Annotated in this window: 18 protein-coding genes; 2 read left to right on the top strand and 16 right to left on the bottom strand. The window is 39.7% G+C overall.

Going from position 1 to position 20,391, the window contains the following annotated elements:
* Positions 1-11: 11 nt before the first annotated feature.
* The 3 genes from tsaB to HYG93_RS14545 all read right to left on the bottom strand — a co-directional run bounded on the left by tsaB (position 12) and on the right by HYG93_RS14545 (position 1,967).
* Complete coding sequence (gene tsaB, locus HYG93_RS14555) at positions 12-677, bottom strand: tRNA (adenosine(37)-N6)-threonylcarbamoyltransferase complex dimerization subunit type 1 TsaB (RefSeq protein WP_120366053.1); 666 nt, start codon at positions 675-677, stop codon at positions 12-14.
* A gap of 144 nt (positions 678-821) precedes the next feature.
* Complete coding sequence (locus tag HYG93_RS14550; protein ID WP_120366052.1) at positions 822-1,355, bottom strand: gamma carbonic anhydrase family protein; 534 nt, start codon at positions 1,353-1,355, stop codon at positions 822-824.
* 12 nt (positions 1,356-1,367) lie between these two features.
* On the bottom strand, positions 1,368-1,967 hold the full coding sequence (locus HYG93_RS14545) for a CoA pyrophosphatase (RefSeq protein ID WP_106986006.1): 600 nt from the start codon (positions 1,965-1,967) through the stop codon (positions 1,368-1,370).
* Between the two features lie 125 nt (positions 1,968-2,092).
* On the opposite strand from HYG93_RS14545, the gene HYG93_RS14540 reads away from it, so the two are divergent.
* On the top strand, positions 2,093-2,641 hold the full coding sequence (locus HYG93_RS14540; protein WP_120366050.1) for an NUDIX hydrolase: 549 nt from the start codon (positions 2,093-2,095) through the stop codon (positions 2,639-2,641).
* Positions 2,642-2,746: 105 nt separating this feature from the next.
* On the opposite strand, the gene HYG93_RS14535 is transcribed toward HYG93_RS14540, so the two are convergent.
* The 6 genes from HYG93_RS14535 to HYG93_RS14510 form a co-directional block, all read right to left on the bottom strand.
* A complete protein-coding gene (locus HYG93_RS14535) occupies positions 2,747-4,762 on the bottom strand; it encodes a hypothetical protein (RefSeq protein WP_117008062.1) in 2,016 nt (671 codons plus the stop codon).
* 21 nt (positions 4,763-4,783) lie between these two features.
* Positions 4,784-6,154 (bottom strand): putative pilus assembly protein FilE, encoded by a 1,371-nt coding sequence (filE, locus tag HYG93_RS14530; protein ID WP_178962578.1) that lies wholly within the window; start codon positions 6,152-6,154, stop codon positions 4,784-4,786.
* Between the two features lie 14 nt (positions 6,155-6,168).
* Entirely contained in the window at positions 6,169-7,833 is a 1,665-nt protein-coding gene (locus HYG93_RS14525; RefSeq protein WP_106986010.1) for an OmpP1/FadL family transporter, read from the bottom strand.
* Positions 7,834-7,845: 12 nt separating this feature from the next.
* Entirely contained in the window at positions 7,846-9,033 is a 1,188-nt protein-coding gene (locus HYG93_RS14520) for a hypothetical protein (protein ID WP_117008064.1), read from the bottom strand.
* 55 nt (positions 9,034-9,088) lie between these two features.
* On the bottom strand, positions 9,089-9,922 hold the full coding sequence (locus HYG93_RS14515) for a C39 family peptidase (RefSeq protein ID WP_106986012.1): 834 nt from the start codon (positions 9,920-9,922) through the stop codon (positions 9,089-9,091).
* A 200-nt stretch (positions 9,923-10,122) separates the two neighbouring features.
* Positions 10,123-11,172: a DUF6160 family protein gene (locus tag HYG93_RS14510; protein ID WP_117008065.1), complete on the bottom strand. Its 1,050-nt coding sequence runs from the start codon at positions 11,170-11,172 to the stop codon at positions 10,123-10,125.
* Positions 11,173-11,424: 252 nt separating this feature from the next.
* On the opposite strand from HYG93_RS14510, the gene HYG93_RS14505 reads away from it, so the two are divergent.
* Complete coding sequence (locus HYG93_RS14505) at positions 11,425-12,765, top strand: anthranilate synthase component I family protein (protein ID WP_178962577.1); 1,341 nt, start codon at positions 11,425-11,427, stop codon at positions 12,763-12,765.
* Between the two features lie 80 nt (positions 12,766-12,845).
* Here the strand turns inward: HYG93_RS14505 and hisC are convergent, their stop codons facing one another.
* From hisC to HYG93_RS14470, 7 genes are all read right to left on the bottom strand, one after another.
* Positions 12,846-13,943 (bottom strand): histidinol-phosphate transaminase, encoded by a 1,098-nt coding sequence (gene hisC / locus HYG93_RS14500; protein ID WP_178962576.1) that lies wholly within the window; start codon positions 13,941-13,943, stop codon positions 12,846-12,848.
* 143 nt (positions 13,944-14,086) lie between these two features.
* Positions 14,087-15,388, bottom strand: a complete 1,302-nt coding sequence (hisD, locus tag HYG93_RS14495; RefSeq protein ID WP_178962575.1) for a histidinol dehydrogenase — start codon at positions 15,386-15,388, stop codon at positions 14,087-14,089.
* Positions 15,389-15,582: 194 nt separating this feature from the next.
* A complete protein-coding gene (gene hisG / locus HYG93_RS14490) occupies positions 15,583-16,284 on the bottom strand; it encodes an ATP phosphoribosyltransferase (RefSeq protein ID WP_106986017.1) in 702 nt (233 codons plus the stop codon).
* Positions 16,284-17,540 (bottom strand): UDP-N-acetylglucosamine 1-carboxyvinyltransferase, encoded by a 1,257-nt coding sequence (gene murA, locus HYG93_RS14485; protein WP_178962574.1) that lies wholly within the window; start codon positions 17,538-17,540, stop codon positions 16,284-16,286. Before murA ends, hisG begins: the two co-directional genes overlap by 1 nt.
* Before the next feature lie 7 nt (positions 17,541-17,547).
* The gene (gene ibaG / locus HYG93_RS14480; RefSeq protein ID WP_106986019.1) at positions 17,548-17,799 is read right to left on the bottom strand and encodes a BolA family iron metabolism protein IbaG; all 252 of its coding nucleotides are present in this window, start codon (positions 17,797-17,799) and stop codon (positions 17,548-17,550) included.
* Between the two features lie 135 nt (positions 17,800-17,934).
* Positions 17,935-18,267, bottom strand: a complete 333-nt coding sequence (hpf, locus tag HYG93_RS14475) for a ribosome hibernation-promoting factor, HPF/YfiA family (RefSeq protein ID WP_106986020.1) — start codon at positions 18,265-18,267, stop codon at positions 17,935-17,937.
* A gap of 166 nt (positions 18,268-18,433) precedes the next feature.
* The gene (locus tag HYG93_RS14470) at positions 18,434-19,888 is read right to left on the bottom strand and encodes an RNA polymerase factor sigma-54 (RefSeq protein WP_106986021.1); all 1,455 of its coding nucleotides are present in this window, start codon (positions 19,886-19,888) and stop codon (positions 18,434-18,436) included.
* Between the last annotated feature and the right edge of the window lie 503 nt (positions 19,889-20,391).

The raw sequence follows: 20,391 nt of genomic DNA, 5'->3' as shown, positions 1-20,391 counted from the left end.
CCTATTCCTAATTATGGTTTGCCTTGTTCTGGAATTTTTTTCCAGGCATTATCGCGTAAATATACAGGTAGTGCATATTCCGCACTTACCCAATTTTTTTTCAGTGCTTGTGCATTTGCAATCGTCGCAATATCTTGCGCTGTTGCAGTAACTGCGTTGTACTGTACTTGTTCTGGCTTAACTAAAGCTGAACCCGAGCCAATAACTGTAAATTTTACAGCTTGTTCAGCTTCGCTATAGCTTAATAATTTTTCTTCATCAATGGCTTGCATAATGCCATCAGCATCTAATTCAAAGCTTGCAATATAGACTTCTTGCATACGTGCATCGAGCACTGCAGTCACCGCGGTTAAACCCGCAATACGATAGGCCGCTTGTGCCATCGCTTGTAAAGTCGATACTGGCACGACAGGTAAATCATTGGCCCATGCCAAGGCCTGCGTTACAGCAACATTAATACGAACACCGCTAAAAGAGCCCGGACCACGACTAAACGCAATTGCAGTTAAATCAGTTGCTTGAATACCTAATTCTTTAAAACCTTGCTCAATAAGAGGCAAAATCGTTTGCGTCTGTGCTTTTGCACGCGCATCTAATTGGAAGTAGAGTTCTTGATTATCTTCTGCAATACATACGGAACACTGCTCGTTCGCAGTTTCCAGTGCCAGCACTTTCATGCACAACCTTATTTAAGTCAATCTGAAAAATGACCAATATCATACTCCACTCATGCGTAGTGCGCGAGGAAATCTCTGTGAGTATGATATTTGACCGTAGAAAGATAATGCATTCACCCAAACTGAGTGCAGCCTATGGTTGCCTTAATCCAAATGCACCACTTCTAAATTTTTAAATTTCGAAAAGTGCGATGCATAATGTAAAGCACTCATTTTTAATTTTGCAACTGTCACATCATCTAAAGTTTTTACTACTTTGCCAGGTGAACCCATCACCACAGAATTATCTGGAATCACCTTGCCTTCAGGTATTAAAGCATTAGCACCAATAATACAATTTTTACCAATCACAGCGTGATTGAGCACCACAGCATTAATACCAATTAAGCTGTTATCACCGACCGTACACCCATGCAACATGGCTTGATGTCCAATGGTGACATATTCCCCTATATGCATTTCAATACCAGCATCGGTATGTAGCACCGCATTTTCTTGCACATTGGTAAAATCGCCCAGCTTAATTTTAGCATTGTCGGCACGAATCACTGCACCAAACCAAATACTCACTTGCTGACCCAATTCAACCTGTCCAATGACGGTGGCATTATCTGCGGCCCAACCATTCCAAGGACGAATACTCGCTTGTGGGCAATGCCCTTCAAATTTATAGAACATAGTGCACTCATTTTATTTCATTTTAAATACAGGGGAATTGACAAGAAATGGCCATTCTTTTTGATAATTAAGACCATATTGAAAGAGTGATACCAACATACGTGCTGTTAGCCCCCAAACAATTTCATTTTCCACTCGCATACTTGGAAAATATAAGGACTGATGGGCATAACGCACTTCATAAGGAATGGGCGGTGCGTCCATTAACTTTTGTAAGGAGGCAAAAAAAATACGATCAATTTCTGTGGGTTGTGCAATCAACTCCACTTGAGGCGGAATAAGGCCCACGACCGGCTTCACCAACATGCCATTACGGGCTTTTTGCATAGGCAACTCCCCCAACAATTGCACATCAAATGGATTCAGCGCGGTTTCTTCTTGAGCCTCACGTAAGGCCACCACAATATTACTCGTATCGTTTGGATCGCGCTTACCTCCAGGGAAAGATACTTCCCCAGCATGATTATTTAAATAGGCCGATCGGCGGGTTAATAAAACTTTGGGGCTAGACTCATTGGTAATCGCAATTAACACCGCCGCTTGTGCAGGTTGGGTACGGCGAGAAAAGCGTAAACTTTGCTGCAGCACATGTGTCAATAAACGATCATCCATTCGTCTTTATCCTTATTTTTTCAATATTTTCATCATAGCCGAATTTTAGTGCTTGTGTTTAGAAATGATGCTAAACATTTATTTTTCAGTTATGCTGATCACTCACTTTATCATTGACGATGAATATGAATTTTTGTAGTAACTGTGGACATAAAACAACAGAAAAAATTCCTCTTGGCGATCACCAAGTGCGTCGTGTATGTACACAATGCAATACCATCCATTATGTCAATCCTAAAGTGATTTGCGGCGCACTTGCACTTTGGGAAGATAAAGTCTTATTGTGTCGACGTGCTATTGAGCCACGTTATGGACTTTGGACACTGCCTGCAGGCTATATGGAACTGTTTGAAACCATGGAACAAGGCGCTGCACGTGAAACACGTGAAGAAGCAGAGGCCGAAGTCAACATTCAGCAACTTTACTGCATGTACAATATTCCACGTATTGGACAAATCTATGTCTTATTTAAGGCAGAGCTTGTAAATGGTGAGTTTGGTGCAGGTGAAGAAACCATCGAGTCTCGCTTATTTAGTGAAGATGAAATCCCATGGAATGATCTTGCATTTCCAAGTGTAGAACGCACGCTTAGACATTATTTTGCGGACCGTAAAACGGGACAATTTGAGACCCATTTAGAAACTTTAGGTACACGACTCGACCATACAGGTTAATGCCCTGTGTGATTGCATAGCTTCATTAAAAATGAATACGTGTGTTACCCAAATGCAAAAGCCCATCCGAAGATGGGCTTTTATTTTATTCAAGTCTAGACCTTTTTATTTAGCCTTTACCGTATAACACGGTGCAAGATCGAAAGTAATTTCACCACCGGCAAGTTTGGCAATCTCTTTAGATTCTGTGTCTGCAGGTACACTATTACTGTAGGTGCCGTTAAAACTTGCAAAACTGTTGGCCCATCGTACCTTCTGATTTGCAGAGTCAGTCATTACCACACCACTAGGTTTCACACCTGCAGAAGCAGAAAGTAAATTCGCCATTTGCAATAATGCACCACCCACCACAATATTTGTTGAGCTATCTGTAGACGTTTGAATTGTGGTATTCATCCCAATTAAAGCGCCATTTAATGTGCCCAAGGCTTTATCTGCCAAAATCATACGCAGTGAGATGGTTTCAGGTGTAACTTTTGAACCTCTCGTAAACGTACGAGTGACCGTACCAATACGATATTGCTGCGTATTCTGATCATCAAGCATGGTGTATTTATCTAATACATCTTGACCACTACAACCAACCTTATCATCTGTAGATAAATCTACTGTACCAATAGCTGTATCAAATATATTCGCAGGTACATTCGGTTTAATGTTGGTACGAATATCCCCATTACGGTCAATCACAATGCCAAGTTTGACTGATTTAACCGTTGTATTATTAAATTTAAACGTTAAGTCCGCATATAAAGGGAATACATAGGTTGATTTTGCTGTATTGGCTTGAGTACTAAAAACATTTTTGTCTAAATAAGACAGTGGATACAACTTATATAAATCCAATGTCCCTTTATATAAGCTACCATTCACAGTTTGATTCCATAAACCATAATTAGCGGCGTCTGCACTCGTAATTTCTGATTCTTTTTTATTGGTAAGCGTTTGGTATAAAGTCCCGCCTGAACCCACCACCATTTTATTCGCCAGCAACGTACCTTGCGTAATCACCAACGGTTGAGCACCTGCTTCATCTACATCAAACTTAAAGCCCAGTTTGCGTGCATGGTCAATTTCCTTAGTTAAAGGGTCAATCCATGTCTCTTGTGGTGTGGCTGTCATCTGCTTAGGCTTGACCTTGGTCATGAGCAACGCATTCGTCCCACCAATCGTTGTTAATGACTGATCAACCGTACCACGCCATTGTAACCCGCTACCGAAAGTCACGCCTTGACGGTCAGTCATTAATAAAAAGTGACCAAAAATATTACTCTTCGCCATATCAGATGGTGCGCAAACATCCTTATCACAGCCAACCAAACCATTTGAGCCACTTACCGCACTAATCAAACTTTGCTCTGTTGAAAATAAAGCAAATTCAGGTTGATATACAGCTGCGGTTGAAATATTCATTAAATTTTCAACCACTGAAAATGCTTCAGTTGCACTAATTGGTGTTTGACCTAGCCATTGATTCAACCAAGTTGCAAACTCAGTATCACTAAAGCCAACCAAAGTGGCTGTTGTGACTGTTTTATCTAAACTTTCAATTGCTTGACGATTACTGTCGCTGATATATACAGGCTGAATTTCAGTTGCAGATGCTACTTGATTATTTTTCATACCCAAGGCTTGTATTATCATGGCTAAACGCATCGCCACTTTTACCGTTGCATCAGTTGGGCTAATAGCCTGCGCTTGTTGCTTGGTCATACCATAGGCTAAATCAATTAAGGTTAAGCGTGGAGGTGTGCTCGAGCTTGCCACTTTAGACAAATTATCAAGTTGTATACTCCCCAGCTCTATACGCTTGTCTTTTTCACCTTGTAGATAAAAATTCACCGTATCACCGACACGGCATGCCCCAGAAGACACACCTTCACTGGCATCAAACAAGGTCACAAATTTATTTTTGCTATCACTTGAACAGGTAAAATTAATGCCATCCACAGGATAATCTAATATAAATTCTACACATTTTTCACTGGCACTCTTACAGGCACCATTTACTGTACTGCTATCGTAAGTTTCTGGAATAACTTTTGCACTTTCACCACCACAACCGCTTAATGCAGCAACCAAAGCAGTGACTGCAAATGGTAAAGCATATATTTTTTTCATCCTGATTCTCTTTTTCTATCCTTAACGGATTGCAATTAATTTAAGTTGTCCTTGATTACTTAATACACGCTCATCGACATCAATGGCTGTTGCGAGCGGTGTCAGTAATAAATATGTCGTACCTGAAGGAACTTGAATTACGCCTTCAATTTTTTCTCGGTATAAATGACTTGCATTAGCATCGTTATTTTTATAACCTCCTGCGCCTTCCATTACACAGCCTTTAGCGTCTAAAAATACGGCAAAAGGCCAATAAAATACAGGCTTATTTTGCTTCGATGCATACGAATGTATTTCAATATTTTTAATCGTCGTGTCTAACTTAACAAGTTCAAAATCAAATTGTGCATTGAGTGGCGCACGTGGCCATAAATTGGTATCTTGCTGAGCTTTTAACACTTTGGCTTTTAATAATTGTTTCTGGTCAAAGCATTGTTGCCCAAGACCTTCAACCGTATCTGCTTTTGATACCCGATAGTAACTGGTCGAAAGTACAATTGGCTTATCTTCTGCAGGACGATTTTTCTTAAATAAATTATCAATAACAGACTGTCCTACACCTTTTTCACGCTCAACCATCTGCATTCGTGTTGCACCAGTTTTAGGATCAATTACGCCTTCTGGCATCGCATAAAAACGTTTTTTACCCTCAAGATTAAATTCTTTTTCTTCTAAATACTCATTATTCACATACGTATCACCATCAATGGTCGATAACTCTGTGCGCTTTTGATCCTGTACAATTGCAGGCATTGGCGGGGTTTTTGTCACCTTTTTAGGTTGCTCTACAATCGCTTTGCTTTGTTTCTCACTAGCAACTTTTGGCAATACTTCAGTCGTTTGCTTTGCTACTTGTACAGCAGTATTCTGATTCGGCTTCGCCACTGTGAGGTCTTGATTAACCGGTGTATAAACAACTGTGCTTTGCTGTTTATTTAACGTTTTTTCAACCTGTTTTTCAGTAACATCGTGCTGTGGTTTTGGTGTTGAAATGGCCGGATTTGCTTGATCAATCTGCTTTTCTTCACGCACGACCACCTGCTGAGCATTTTTTTGCGTACTCTTCATCTGTTGTTGATGTTGTTCTTGCGCTACACCTTGCACAATCTGCGAAGGTCGCTTTCCAGCTAAGCCACGAACAACATCCTGAACATGAGCTTCACGTTCAGGATCTAAATAAGAAGGTGATTCAGTTTTTACACTCGCTGTATCTACTGAAGCTGTGCTCTCCTGCACCTTTACCTTCTTCTTTATTGGAATATCTGGGCGCTGTACCACAATTGGACGCCCATCAGGTCCAATAATGGTATGAAATATACCTTCTGCATAGACATTCGATACTGATGCTAACCCTAACATCAGCATCATGTTCAACAAGTGCTTTTTATTCATCCTGAATACTAGTCCTACCATCGTGTTCTATAGTTCAATCCTAAAATAGTAATTTTGGTATCTGTCTTCACGTTTAAACCAGCATAAGGGTTTAATAAAATATTATTTACCCCAGTTTGGTTAGCCAAGCTACTAGTGTTTGCAGGAATACTATCGCGACTGCGTAAGAAACCAATAGACAAGTCCAAGTCTGTATCAGCATCAAAACGGTAGCCCACACCTAAACCGAATAATTGTGCCCCGTTAATTGGAACCATCGTATTACGCTTCCCATCAGGAATCGAACTGGTCCGTGGTTCATAACCTGCACGAAGCTTTAAACGATCTGTTGCTGAGTATTCAAGTCCAATGCCAAAATTCCAAGGCGATTTAAAGACTAGAGGTAAAGCTAAGGACGTATCACCAATATCTGAAGACAATAATTTTGCAATTTTAAGTGCTGAAATTTGACGATCAAACTCAAAAGCAAACTTATCCCAAGCACTATAATCAGTCCACCCAACGTCAAAATTGACTTGTAGATCAGGCATGATTTTGTATTTAATACCCGCTTGCATGTGCGCAGGATATTCAAAATCTATAGACACCAAGCCAGATTCAACAGCTGGGACAGCCGATGGGAAGCCTAAAATCGCCGCTAAAATTTGCCCTGTCGGTGAAGACATTAAACCTTTAATTAACTCTTGCGATGCATTACCATTTTCAATGTAATACTTACCTTTCAAACGCATCTTGGCCGCACTTTGATACACGAGACCAAAACTAAAGTCTTCTCTTGGTTCCCAAAGTACACCCAAGTTATAGCTTGGGCTCAATGACTGCTCAACAGCCAACTGCATCTGACCAAATTTATTAAACGGATTCATGCCCTCTTGAGCATTACACATCCCGAGCAACAAAATATCCGTAATAATGTCTGAATTATTTTTAAAAGGCGTACAAACAACTTCGTCAATCATACGAAGCATACCAATCAATTCATTTGGAAAACGCAAATCCGTTTTCAATGCGATTGCTTGGTAAGACATTCCAATACCACCACCAATCGATAATTCATCATTGACTTGATAAGCCATCGTTGGAGATAAATAGGTAATACGCTCTAGAGCAACCTGCTGCCCCATATAATTACCAGGGTTGCCATTTTCAGCACCAAAACCTGCAATTAAAGGTGCATAAATTGCTGTAGCAAATGTCGCTTTAGAACCTGGTGGGTTATATGCAATACCCGCAGTTGGAGCAGCGACAGGTGTTCCAGGTCCCAAATCCACCATTTTCTTAAGGCCTGGAACATACAAACTTGCATATTCCACATTCCCGTTAACTGTGCCTTTAAAATCTGTACATAGATCGGCAGCTACTTCTGGTCCATCATTACAAACCATTGGGTCATCTGAATAACCAAAAACGTTGTAACCCGCTGGAACTGAAAACTCACGTTGAATATCAAAATTAGCAACAATTCCCTGAAGGTCAGTCTGTAGGCCTTCAATTTTAGTCAGTGCTGCTGGGTTAAAATGTACTGCACTAATTCCTGGTGGATCTGCCGTGACAGCATTACCCAAAGCCAGTGAACGCACATCTACCGATAAGTTTGTTCCAAGCTGTGCAAATGCAGCACTGGAACATCCCGTTAAAATTATCGCGCTAACGAGTGGACGCAGTCGAACATAGTTCATACGGACACCCTCTTAGCGGAGCTTCTTGCCGAAACCTAAAATATCAAGCGGGAATGAAAGACCCAATGAAACATCTGGCGCATCTTCTGTTAAACCCAAACCAACTGTACCATTCACAATCGTATCTGGGGAAACACGCACGCCTAAAGAAAATGCCAGTGTTGAACTGGTTTGATCTGCTGGAGAATATGATTCTCCACTGCTATAAGTGAATTCTGATCCAGTATTAAAGCTTTGTTGATACGACATAGTCAAAGACACATCGTAGTTAAATGAGTACGCAAAACCAAAAGCAAAGCCACCGCTAATACCTGGTTCAAAATCAGTAATGACTCGTGTACCACGACGTTGATTTAAGCCTGTTTCTTTAAAACCATAGTTCGCAGAAACAGAGGCAAACAACACTACTGGATCAATATATTTACGTGTACTTGCACCCACCCCAGCAGAGTAATAGCCCTTACCTGTCGCTAGGTCATTGGTGGCATTTACTTCGTACGGGCTATCACCCGTTTTGGTCGATAAATTACCAAATAGAATCAGTGGTAAACGACCAGCTTTTAAAGGAAATGGTTCCCAACGAGCACCTAAGGCAATATCACCTAAACCAGCTGTTGACGTGTCTTTCAAAAGATCCGTTTTGGTCACTAATGGTAATGAAGCTGTGAAAGTTAAGTTATCACGAATACCATATTGAAAAGTAAAGGTGTTGGTCATTGAGTGCGTTGCATTTTCTTGCACGCGCAGTTGATACAGTTGACCTTCTGCCATTTCCATATCAAGCTGTGTATCACGATAATACGTATAATCAATATCGTAATACGAAGAAATTTCGCCTTTTTTGATTAAGGAGTATTGGCGCTCATTGGACGTAAATACTTCTTGAAGGTTTGCCTCTTGCGTTGCATCACCTTCTTGCTTTTGAAGCGCTGCAGAAGCATCTGAGTTTTTTGCTGGTGCTTGCTCTTGTGCTACTGGGGCTGGCTCTTGTGGTGCTTCGGTTTGCTCAACCGGCTCAGCTGATGCTGTAGATGTTTCATCAACACTATCATACCCTCCCAGTGTTGTATCCTCAGCTGCTACTGCCTGCTCCTCAACAGCATCATACCCACCCAAAGCGGGTTCATTTGCATAAGCAACCCCCATCAACATTTGCACGCTGACTGCCAATAAGGTTTTGTTCATCCATTTACTGTTCATTTTCCATACCACCGCTTTTTATTTTTTTAATCTGTTTATAACTTAAGTTCTGGCCTTACTTATTCTTGTAGTAAAGTCTCAAGAAGTTATAGTTCGACTGCCCATAATTTTCCGACGATTCATTCATATTTTTATCAAGTCGAATTGTCGATGCTTTATCTGCAATTTTATCCATATAAAACTGAGGGTATTGTAAATCTACAAATGCATAGCGATTGACAGTTGCATCATCAACATGTCGCATATCAGCTTCATTTAATGCCAACATACTTTGACGTTTATCAGGTGCAACATTAATTAAAAAAAGTGTGTTGTTTTCCCAAATTTCTTTAAATCGAGTTTCGTCAAAACTAATGTTGCCCAATGCTGGATCAGCCACATACACACGGCCGTTTTTATAGCCCTTAAACACGACAAAGTGCTTAAATCCCGCATAAGAAATAGGCACAATTGCAGGTTCGCCTTGTTTCACCAAATCGGTAAACTCTCCGCGATAACCACCACTTTCTAGGCCTAATGCTCCTACAAAGCGTTTCATATCAAGCAATGAGAAACTACGACGTTCTACAATTTTTTCTGTTTCACCAAATTTCAATAAACCATTCATGGTTTGTTGTTCAGTTAATTTGGCACCAACATAGCCATTTAATAAAGTCGTTAAAGCAGCCGAACCACAGCTATAGTCGTAGGCTTGACGGACAATGCCACGAAATTGGTCTTCAACTGCAGGTTTAATTTTTACCGTTTCACGGTGCATACGGGTAAATGAATCATTTCGTGAATCGAGAGTTTCAGTGTAATACACTGCTCCGGCTGGCTTTTGTTTTATATCAAATGACTCTTTGGCAAAGTAATACATCAATGCCGAGCCTAGTGCTATCTCTAACATATCTTCTAACTTTTTAGTTATCGGCAGTTGATGTGCCTTTTATCATTATTTTAGAGCTAACGCTCTACTTCCTTGTCTAATTGCAAGATACCTTTTTTTGCAAAAAAAAACAGCTATTTTTTTATATTTTTGATGTATTTCATCTTTTATTTGTAAAAAAAAGCGCGTGAATATCACGCGCTTTTCAACACTAAAACAGATTAACGGCCACTAATAGTAATCGTAGAACCTTTTCCGCCTAAAGTATTATATGTTTGTAGTCCTTGAATTTCGACATCACCAATAGAGCCTCCATTACGTGCTCCCAAATGAATTCCTTTTACATAGTTATCAATAGGGCCACTTGCACTATCAATTTGGATAAAGCCTTTATTTTTATCAGTAGAATTACTCGATGTATCAAATACTCGAACACTTGCATTTATTGCTAAATCTTTAGAGTTAGCATCTGCAACTTTGATACTTTCAATAAAAATTTCACCTGGATTATTTGTTTTAACCGGAACAGCAGAACCTGAAGACGTATCATATGCATAAGTAGCACCATTAGTTGAGTTATCAAGAATGCCTAGATTCTTAATCTCCAAACCACCCTGCATAGTTGTACTTAATTTAATCATAGCACCTTGAGGCGCCGAGCCAATCTGAATATTAGCATCCATCTTACCTGTTACAAGTGATAGTCCGCTTAAGATTGCATTATAGTTGCTTGCTGTACCGCCACGACGAATTAATGAAGCACTTGTCTTACCATCATCATTTACCGCACTTCCTTGCGTACCCGATGCTGTAACACCAATTTCGCCAATACTAATATTTAAACCAGAAACAGCAGCACCAATATTTAAGAATGCACCGTCTGTTCCAGCATCACTATCAATTGTAATATCTGCCAAGTTGTGACTAGCTAATAGACTATTATAATTAGCCGTAACTACTACACCGAACTTTTCATTAACATCACCAGACTTACCATTACCCTTAATTACAATTGCACCTGCAGTACTCGTACCACCATAACCTGCAGAGCCTTTAGCAATATCTTGACCTTTAGAATCTTGTGAACTAAGACCATCATTGTCATGAATAAATAGTTTCTCAATTTCAATTTTTGAAATACCAATACCAATATTGATACCGTCTTGACCTGTAGTTGTGCTAAGCGCCGCATCATCCATTGCTTGCATTGCCATAGCATTTGCGCTGATTGCCATTGAAGATACTAAAACAAGTTTAGTGAATTTTTTCATTGTTACTCTCCCAAGAGTATTTTTTTATGATTGTCAACCACTCGATGCTTACTGCTGTTTATTCGTTTTGTGACAGCGATTACATCTTTCCTTGAGTAGTTTGCTCGCTTGATTAAAGTATATCTGTGTCACTTTTTGTTCAACTGTCGTTGGTCGCAATTTAGAGTTCGCCGATAAACGGTATTTACTCATACTTCATAAACACATTGAGATACACTATGGCCACGTTTAGCCTCATGCACATTTAGGTTTATGCAAAATCCGATTGTTTATCAACGACTCATTCTTAAACACAGCTCGTCTGCTACACAGATACTATCTGCTTTGGCTGAATTATCCCATGTTGTTTATCTGAATGATCACGCACAACCGACCATTGGTCTCTTCGCAGAGGAATACTTCATTCATCAAAATAATGAAACATTTCATTACAAGGAAACAAATTTAGATACGTACAGCGCACAGTCAATTCCATCTTTGCCTGAATTCTGTTTTCAAGCCGATCATAGAAACTCAACTTCTGGTTTTCAGGGTGGATTATTAGGCTTTATTGGTTATGATTTTGCGGCTTCAAAACAAGTTAAAACTGCTTCTAAAACACAACCAGCCTTATTTATTGGTCGCTTTAGTAGCTATTTAAAATATAGTGCTGAAGGATGGACTTTCATTAGCCATCATCCTAAGGCAAAGCAACGTTACCAAGTTTTATTAGAGCTATTAAATAAAGAAATTTATCTTCCTAGTTTTAAGTTACAACAGCCACTACAAGCTCGCTGGAGTTTTGAACAATACCAGCAGGCTTTTCATCAAGTACAAAATTATATTAAAGCGGGCGACTGTTATCAGATTAATCTCACTCAAGAATTTACAGCAAAGGCGACTGGCTTACTTTTAGATACAGCCTCGCAGTTATGGAATTTAACTGATGCACCTTATGCAGGCTATTTAAGAGTCGACGAATTTGAGCTTTTAAGTTGCTCGCCAGAATTATTTATTGATTTTGAAGCGGAGCGTAAATTAATAACTAAACCGATTAAAGGCACTATGCCTCGTTATGCAGATCCAATACTGGATGCCGAATCTAAAAACACACTCAAAGCATCTAAAAAGGACATGGCTGAAAACGTCATGATTGTAGATTTACTACGTAATGACCTGAGCGTGTATGCAGAAATAGGAACAGTAAAAACGCCAAAGCTGTTTAATATTGAAAGCTTTAATCAAGTGCATCACATGGTGAGTGAAATTGAAGCCCGCTTAAAAACTGATGTAAATCCATTTGACGTATTAATGTCTGCCCTCCCTGGTGGCTCAATCACTGGCGCACCCAAAATTCGCGCTATGCAAATTATTGAAGAGTTGGAAGGTGCACCGCGTGGTGCCTATTGTGGTTCGATGGGCTATTTTAATGATGATGGTACAGGTTCTTGGAATATCTTAATTCGTTCAATCCAAAAGCATCAACACGATGTTTCAGTATGGGCCGGTGGTGGCATAACCATAGCTTCAAACTGTGAAGCAGAGTATCAGGAATGTTTTGACAAAGTTGATGCCATACTCAAGTTGCTCAACACATGGTTTCAACCTGAATAAATAAAAAAAGCGACTCATTGAGAATCGCTTTTTTCTACCCCTCTTTACCAACGACAGAGGGGTTAAATAACCAAAATCACTTAGGCCAAAATTTGATTTTTCAAAGTATCAACTAGACGTTGGTTTTCAACATCTGTACCAATCGTTATCCGTAGATATTGATTGATTCGAGGCTTATTGAAGTAACGCACAATAATGCCTTGCTCACGCAATGCAGCAGCGAGTTCACCTGCATCTTTCTGTGCTAATGTCGCAAAAATAAAGTTAGCACTAGAAGGCAAAACCTCAAAACCAAGCTCAGTTAAATCTGCAACCAGTTTCTCACGGCTCGCGATGACTTTGGCACATTGCGCTTCAAAATAAGCCTGATCTTCAAATGAAGCTACGGCAGCAGCAATCGCAAAACGGTCAATCGGATACGAGTTAAAACTGTTTTTGACTGCTTCAAGTGCGGCAATCAAATGTGGCTGTGCAATCGTAAAACCTACACGCAAGCCTGCCAATGAACGCGATTTAGAGGTAGTTTGGCACACCACTAAGTTATCGTATTTTGCCACAAGGCTTACCGCAGATTCCGCACCAAAGTCGACGTATGCTTCATCGATGACCACCACTGAATTTGGATTTGCTTGCAATACTTCTTCAATTGCAGATAAGCCCAATGCAATACTGGTTGGTGCATTAGGATTGGTAATGATAATCCCGCCATTCGGCTGTTTATAATCATCAATCTCAATTTCAAATTGATCATTTAACGGCAAAATTTTGGTGTTGCGGGCAATTCCGAAAAATTGGCTATACACAGGATAAAAACTATAGGTAATGTCTGGATAAAGAATTGGGAGTTCTTGCACAAAAAAAGCTTTAAAAATATGTGCCAAAACTTCATCTGAACCATTACCAACAAAGACATTTTCAACAGCAACATTTTGCTGTTTAGCAATCGCTTGTTTCAACGCCAAAGCATCGGGATCTGGATATAAACGAAGTGCATCTGCTGAATTCGCCAATACAGCTTGAACTGCTTCAACCACTTTTGGTGATGGCGGATATGGGTTTTCGTTGGTATTGAGCTTTAATAAATTTTGAATTTTTGGTTGTTCCCCTGGGACATACGGTTCTAATTCACGTACTTCAGGGCTCCAAAAACGCATTTGTTCAGTTGTAATATTCGACATTTTCTTTTCTCTTGATTCCCCTCTCTTTTAGGGACGAGGTAGAGAAGTTTATTACCCTCTCTCCTCAACTCCCTTAAATTTTGCTTTAAAGCACATTTAGGGAGAGGGAAATTATTTCTTAATCATTTTGTGACTTGAATGGCTTACTGATAACGGTAACGTGCAGAACGTGCATGTGCATCCAAATTTTCTTGTTGCGCTAAAACGTCTGCAGTTTTTGCCAAGGTTTTTACGCCAGTTTCAGAACACATGATTAAGCTTGAACGTTTTTGGAAATCATAAACACCCAATGGTGATGAAAAACGAGCGGTACCCGATGTTGGTAAAACGTGGTTCGGACCTGCACAGTAATCACCAATCGCTTCTGGTGTATAACGGCCCATAAAAATTGCACCCGCATGGCGAATACTTTCTGACATTAATTCAGCTTCATCCAAACACAACATTAAGTGTTCAGGTGCAACTTGGTTAATCAGTTCAGCACCTTCAGCACGGTCTTTAACCAAAACCAATGCGCCACGATTTTCAATTGAAGTGCGTGCAATTTCTGCTTTTGGCAAAGCTTCTAAATGCTTTTCAATCCAGTGCGCAACATCATTGAGTAGCTGTTCATCTGGTGTAATAAATACGGCTTGTGCCACAGTGTCATGTTCAGCTTGAGACAATAAGTCCATCGCTAACCATTCAGCATTATTTTCACCTTCTGCATAGACTAAAATTTCAGAAGGGCCTGCAATCATATCAATACCAACTTGACCAAACACTGCACGTTTAGCTGCAGCTACGAAGCGGTTGCCCGGTCCTGTAATTTTGTCGACCATTGGAATGGTTTCTGTGCCATACGCTAAAGCAACAACCGCTTGTGCTCCACCAATGGTAAAGACACGAGATACACCTGCTAAATAAGCCGCCGCCAATACCAATGGATTTAATTCACCATTCGGTGCTGGCACTACCATAATAATTTCAGGCACGCCTGCAACATGTGCGGGTACTGCATTCATTAATACTGAAGATGGATATGAAGCCAAACCACCAGGGACATAAATGCCTACACGGTCAAGCGGTGTCACTTTTTGACCCAAGGTATTGCCCAAGGCATCTACATAAGTCCAACCGTCTTGTTTTTGTGCTTGATGGAACTCACGCACACGATTCGCTGCCATTTCTAAAGCTTCGCGCACCTCTGTGCTTAAACTATCAAATGCCGCTTTGAGCTGTGCTTGGCTGAGCTCTAAGTCTGAAAATTGATGCGCTGGATGTCGATCGAACTGCTGTGTGAGCTTAAGTACATGAGCGTCGCCATGCTGACGAACATCAGCAATAATTTGGTCAACGGTTTTTAAAAGTTCTGGATCATTCACAGTTTCAAAAGCTAACAAGTCAGCAAAAGCTTGCTTGAAGTTCTGATCTTGAGTCGATAAACGTCGCATCAATTTACCCACTAGGTAATGTATTGGAAAACTTTAGTTTACCTGTTTTAGTGAGCTTTGTCGGCAATAAACTGAATTTGCTACCCATGGTTTAATTGAAAATAACTTTTATCAAAATTGGCAAAGCATCCAGCTTTACTTTCATCACCACTAAAAAGCAAAAACCGCCTTATAGGCGGTTTTTGCTTTTTATCGCTACAGATCACTTAAGCATTTTTTGCTTTTTCACGTGCTTCCACGGCTTTTTCAAGCTGTGCAAGAATTGGATTAAGCAATTGTTGCTTACGTTTGAAACTTGCCTTATTCACGATTAAACGTGAAGACACTTTACAAATTTCTTCAAGTGGCTCCAGACCATTTGCACGTAAGGTATTCCCTGTATCCACAACGTCTACAATGTAATGACCCAATCCAACCAATGGTGCAAGTTCCATTGAACCATACAATTTGATGACATCTACTTGCTCACCTAAGCTTGCATAGTATTGACGTGTTAAATTCACGTACTTAGTGGCAATTTTTAAACGACCTTGTGGACGCTCCATGCCAACTTTGCCTGCAGTCATGAGTTTACAAACCGCAATTTTCAAATCGAGGGGTTCATAGACATTTTGTGCACCATGCTCCATGAGCACATCTTTACCCGCCACACCAATATCGGCTGCACCATTTTCTACATAAGTAGGTACATCCGAAGCACGTAAAATTAAAATACGTACATGCTTATGGGTGGTAGGGAAAATTAATTTACGAGACTTGTCAGGATCTTCTAAAAGATTAATCCCTGCCGTTTCAAGCAAAGGTAACGTTTCTTTTAAGATACGCCCCTTACTTAACGCTAAAGTTAAACCATGATCAAAATTGCCCATTACGTCAAAGTTCGGATCATCGTTTCTCATATCGCTCATTAACTTACTCGCTTAATTTGGGCGCCTAAACCTTGTAATTTTGCTTCTACATCTTCATAACCGCGATCAATATGATAAATACGGTCAATTAAGGTTTCTCCATCAGCAGCTAGTGCAGCTAAAACTAAAGAGAAAGAAGCACGTAAATCTGTTGCCATGACTGGTGCAGCAGAAAGTTTTTCTACACCTGTAACAACAGCATCATTACCTTCGACCTGAATATTTGCGCCCATACGTGCTAATTCAGGTACATGCATAAAACGGTTTTCAAAAATCGTTTCAGAAATTGTTGCAAAACCACGACCGATCGCATTGACCGCCATGATTTGTGCTTGCATATCTGTTGGAAATTCTGGATGAGGCAAGGTACGGAAGCTTACAGCTTTTGGACGCTTACCCATCATATCAAGTTCGATCCAGTCGTCACCACGTGTAACTTCTGCACCCATTTCTTCAAACTTGTCTAATACCGCTTCCATTAGATTCGGATCAGTATGTGTCGTTTTAACACGACCGCCCGTAATGGCTGCAGCTGCTAAATATGACCCAGTTTCAATACGGTCTGCAACCACAGAGTACTCACAACCATGCAAGCTTTCAACACCAGTAACCACTAAGGTATCGGTATCTAAACCTTCAATTTTTGCACCCATAGCAATCAACATTTGCGCAAGGTCGGTAATTTCAGGTTCACGCGCTGCATTACGAATCGTTGTTACGCCATCCGCCAATACCGCTGCCATTAAAATATTTTCAGTGCCACCCACAGTCACCATATCAAAGATAACTTCGCCACCTTTTAAGCGACCATCCACTTTGGCATGAACATAACCTGCATCAACCACAATTTCAGCACCTAAAGCTTCTAAGGCTTTTAAGTGTTGATCAACTGGACGGGAGCCAATTGCACAACCACCAGGCAAAGATACTTGTGCACTACCGTAGCGCGCCAATAATGGGCCAAGCACCAAAATAGATGCACGCATGGTTTTTACGAGTTCATATGGTGCAAATTGATTGTTTAATGTAGAGGTATCTGCAACAACAGTATCCCCTTCATAAGTCATAGTAATACCTAGACCTGCAATCAATTTCACTAAAGTGTTTACGTCTTTTAAATTTGGTACATTTTTAAGCGTAATTGGCGTTTCAGCTAAAATCATCGCTGCCAAAAGTGGAAGTGCTGCATTTTTTGCACCAGAAATTCGCACTTTACCTTCGAGCGTAACGCCGCCCTGAATTAAAAATTTATCCATTAATCTATTAAGCTCCGAATAAGCTTGCTTTACGCCATTCTTCTTTGGTCATTGCGCGAATTGTTACTGCATGAACTTCACCACTGGCAATATAAGAGTTCAATGGTGCATAAACAGATTGCTGACGAGCAACGGGGCGCTTACCTTCGAATTGATCATCGACAACACGTAGATCAAATTTACCGCCCTGCCCACTTACTGCAACTTCAGCTTCAGGAAACGCAGCTTTCAAAATATCAGTGAGCTGTTCACTATTCATCACAAGACCTCTTATAGGACTAACGGTGTAAAACCTGCCATTTTACTATAAATAAAAAAAATAATTCATTAGTCTCATACAATATATATATAAAAAAAGAGGCTCTTTCGAACCTCTTTTTGTTGTTTATATAGGCTAAATAGCCAAAGGTAGGTAATCTAACTGCATTTTTCGATGCTTATGTAACTGTCTTTTCAATTTTTCTGTCAATTTTTTAATGGAAGAATACATATCATCCCCACTTGCTTGAGCAAATAACTCAGCCCCAGGTATACGAATTATAGCTTCAGCAATATGATTTGAACTTCCTTTTTTCGAGCGCTTATCAACTTGATGATCTTTGGTTAACTTCACTTGCATACTGTTGACCTGATCTAAATGTTTGGTCATTTCAGCAAATTTCGAACGAATAGCTTGTTCAATGGCTGGTGTAATACTGAGATGATGACCGCGAATTGTAATTTGCATAATTCTATCCCTCGCCTTCTTTACAGGATAAGAAAGTCACAGCAAAGCCATTTGATCAATACCACCAATCTACATTCATTAATCAAATCACATTCACTGCTCCTAAAATAAAAAAAGGTTCATTATTTCGTCATAATGAACCTCTAGAATAGTCAGATTTTAAAAATCAGATCAAGACTTTTCTTTCAGAAGATGAGGGAATATGTAACGACTCGCGATATTTCGCCACAGTACGACGTGCAACATCAATACCTTCTTCCTTTAATAAAATTGCAATCGCATTATCAGACAAAGGCTTACGTATATTTTCTTCAGCAACCATTTTTTTAATTTTAGCCCGAATTGCTGTAGATGATGCCTCACCACCAGACGTTGTTCCCACATGGCTTGAAAAAAAGTATTTCAATTCAAATAACCCACGTGGCGTTAACATATATTTATTGGTAGTCACACGTGAAACGGTCGATTCATGTAACTCAACCTCTTCTGCAATATCACGTAGCACCAACGGTTTCATTCCTTCTGCACCAATTTCAAAGAAAGCCCGCTGATGCTGCACAATACATGTAGCGACTTTCAACAAAGTTTTATGCCGCTCATCTACACTCTTAATAAAGTTTTTAGCTTCCAACATTTGATTACGTAAATATTGATTATCATCGCTTTGATCAGCACGTTTAATCATATTTGCATAAAAAGAATTAACCCTTAACTTTGGCATAACATCGGGGTTCAACTGCACAAACCAGTGATCATTCTTCTTCATAACCACTACATCTGGAATCTGATAGTCTGAATCTTTATTTTCAAACTCTATACCTGGATGGGCTTTAAGTGTTTTTAATAAACATACAGCATCTTTTAATTCCTCTTGATTTAAACCAGTTTGTTTAATGAGTTTTGGTAATTCGTTACTAATCAACAGCTCATAATGCTTCATTAACAGCAAAGCTTCTCTACGATAAAGCGTTGTTTCTGACAAACTTTCTAACTGTATCGTAAGACATTCCGCAAGATTACGTGAACCAATCCCAATCGGATCTAAGCGCTGAATATGTTTTAACACCACAACAACTTCATCATCTTCAATTTCTTCGTCGTAATCCATACTATCGAGTAGATGTTGCACAGACGTCGTAATCTCAGCAATATCACAATCTAAAAAACCTTTGTCATCTAAAGCATCAATAATGCAATGTGCAATTAAGCGATCAACGACCGAGAAATGTAATAAATTCACTTGTTCAAGCATGTGTGCTTGTAAGCCCTGATGCCCTTGTCGATTGTCTTCACGCTCCTCAAACTCAGGCGTGCCTAAACTCGTAGATTGATGGGTATAGACATCATCCCAATCTGTATCTACGGGTAAATCATCAGGTAAGTGATCAGCATTGAGTTCATTGGTTAAATCTTTCCGATCTTGTTCCAATTCCTGCAAAGTGCTTAAACTTTCAACCGTTGATTGCTCTTCTACTTTTTCAAGTAAAGGATTACTATCGAGTTGAACTTGGATCTCTTGTTCTAGTTCTAGACTTGAAAGTTGAAGTAAACGAATGGCTTGCTGCAACTGAGGCGTAAGCGACAGGGAGTTTGCAACTTTTAATCCAACCGATAACTTCATCTTTTTTTTCCTATATAAATACCGCGTGTTATAAGCAATTTTTATGCCGTTTTATTTTTTATAGCATACTTTTATTAAAAAACATACAAAAATAACACAGGATGTACTTTTATATAATTCAGAAAAATTATAATTAAATACATGATATTAAATATTAATTTAAATAAAACATAAATATTAAAACTCAATAATGTCTGCATAATGCCAAATTCTACCAGCTCAACACCTACCACTTGAGACACCAATTATTACTATAACCGTAATCAAAAAAATCATTATTATTTCATAAGCACTGGAATAACCTTATATAGAACCTGGTTTACTTTTAATCGTTATGATTTTATTTCTTGTTTCCATAAATTTTTTGATTTTCACACATAAAAAAACACCCCCTGCACTAGTCAGGGGGTGTTTCGAATAATGAGCTGGCGATGACTTACTCTCACATGGGTAACCCCACACTACCATCAGCGCTAAGAGGTTTCACTTCTGAGTTCGGGAAG

This window comes from Acinetobacter sp. SwsAc6 (assembly GCF_013391565.1).
GTDB lineage: Bacteria > Pseudomonadota > Gammaproteobacteria > Pseudomonadales > Moraxellaceae > Acinetobacter > Acinetobacter cumulans.
Note: the sequence above shows the minus strand (reverse complement) of the source record. Positions and strands in the feature narration are given on the sequence as shown.

Coding starts and splice junctions, on each gene's coding strand:
- HYG93_RS14515 (WP_106986012.1), bottom strand. CDS start 9,922: ATGTTAGAGATAGCACTAGGCTCGGCATTGATGTATTACTTTGCCAAA.
- HYG93_RS14550 (WP_120366052.1), bottom strand. CDS start 1,355: ATGTTCTATAAATTTGAAGGGCATTGCCCACAAGCGAGTATTCGTCCT.
- hisC (WP_178962576.1), bottom strand. CDS start 13,943: ATGTCGAATATTACAACTGAACAAATGCGTTTTTGGAGCCCTGAAGTA.
- murA (WP_178962574.1), bottom strand. CDS start 17,540: ATGGATAAATTTTTAATTCAGGGCGGCGTTACGCTCGAAGGTAAAGTG.
- hpf (WP_106986020.1), bottom strand. CDS start 18,267: ATGCAAATTACAATTCGCGGTCATCATCTCAGTATTACACCAGCCATT.
- tsaB (WP_120366053.1), bottom strand. CDS start 677: ATGAAAGTGCTGGCACTGGAAACTGCGAACGAGCAGTGTTCCGTATGT.
- HYG93_RS14540 (WP_120366050.1), top strand. CDS start 2,093: ATGAATTTTTGTAGTAACTGTGGACATAAAACAACAGAAAAAATTCCT.
- HYG93_RS14535 (WP_117008062.1), bottom strand. CDS start 4,762: ATGAAAAAAATATATGCTTTACCATTTGCAGTCACTGCTTTGGTTGCT.
- HYG93_RS14545 (WP_106986006.1), bottom strand. CDS start 1,967: ATGGATGATCGTTTATTGACACATGTGCTGCAGCAAAGTTTACGCTTT.
- HYG93_RS14505 (WP_178962577.1), top strand. CDS start 11,425: ATGCAAAATCCGATTGTTTATCAACGACTCATTCTTAAACACAGCTCG.
- ibaG (WP_106986019.1), bottom strand. CDS start 17,799: ATGAATAGTGAACAGCTCACTGATATTTTGAAAGCTGCGTTTCCTGAA.
- HYG93_RS14510 (WP_117008065.1), bottom strand. CDS start 11,172: ATGAAAAAATTCACTAAACTTGTTTTAGTATCTTCAATGGCAATCAGC.
- HYG93_RS14525 (WP_106986010.1), bottom strand. CDS start 7,833: ATGAACTATGTTCGACTGCGTCCACTCGTTAGCGCGATAATTTTAACG.
- HYG93_RS14520 (WP_117008064.1), bottom strand. CDS start 9,033: ATGAACAGTAAATGGATGAACAAAACCTTATTGGCAGTCAGCGTGCAA.
- filE (WP_178962578.1), bottom strand. CDS start 6,154: ATGAATAAAAAGCACTTGTTGAACATGATGCTGATGTTAGGGTTAGCA.
- hisG (WP_106986017.1), bottom strand. CDS start 16,284: ATGAGCGATATGAGAAACGATGATCCGAACTTTGACGTAATGGGCAAT.
- HYG93_RS14470 (WP_106986021.1), bottom strand. CDS start 19,888: ATGAAGTTATCGGTTGGATTAAAAGTTGCAAACTCCCTGTCGCTTACG.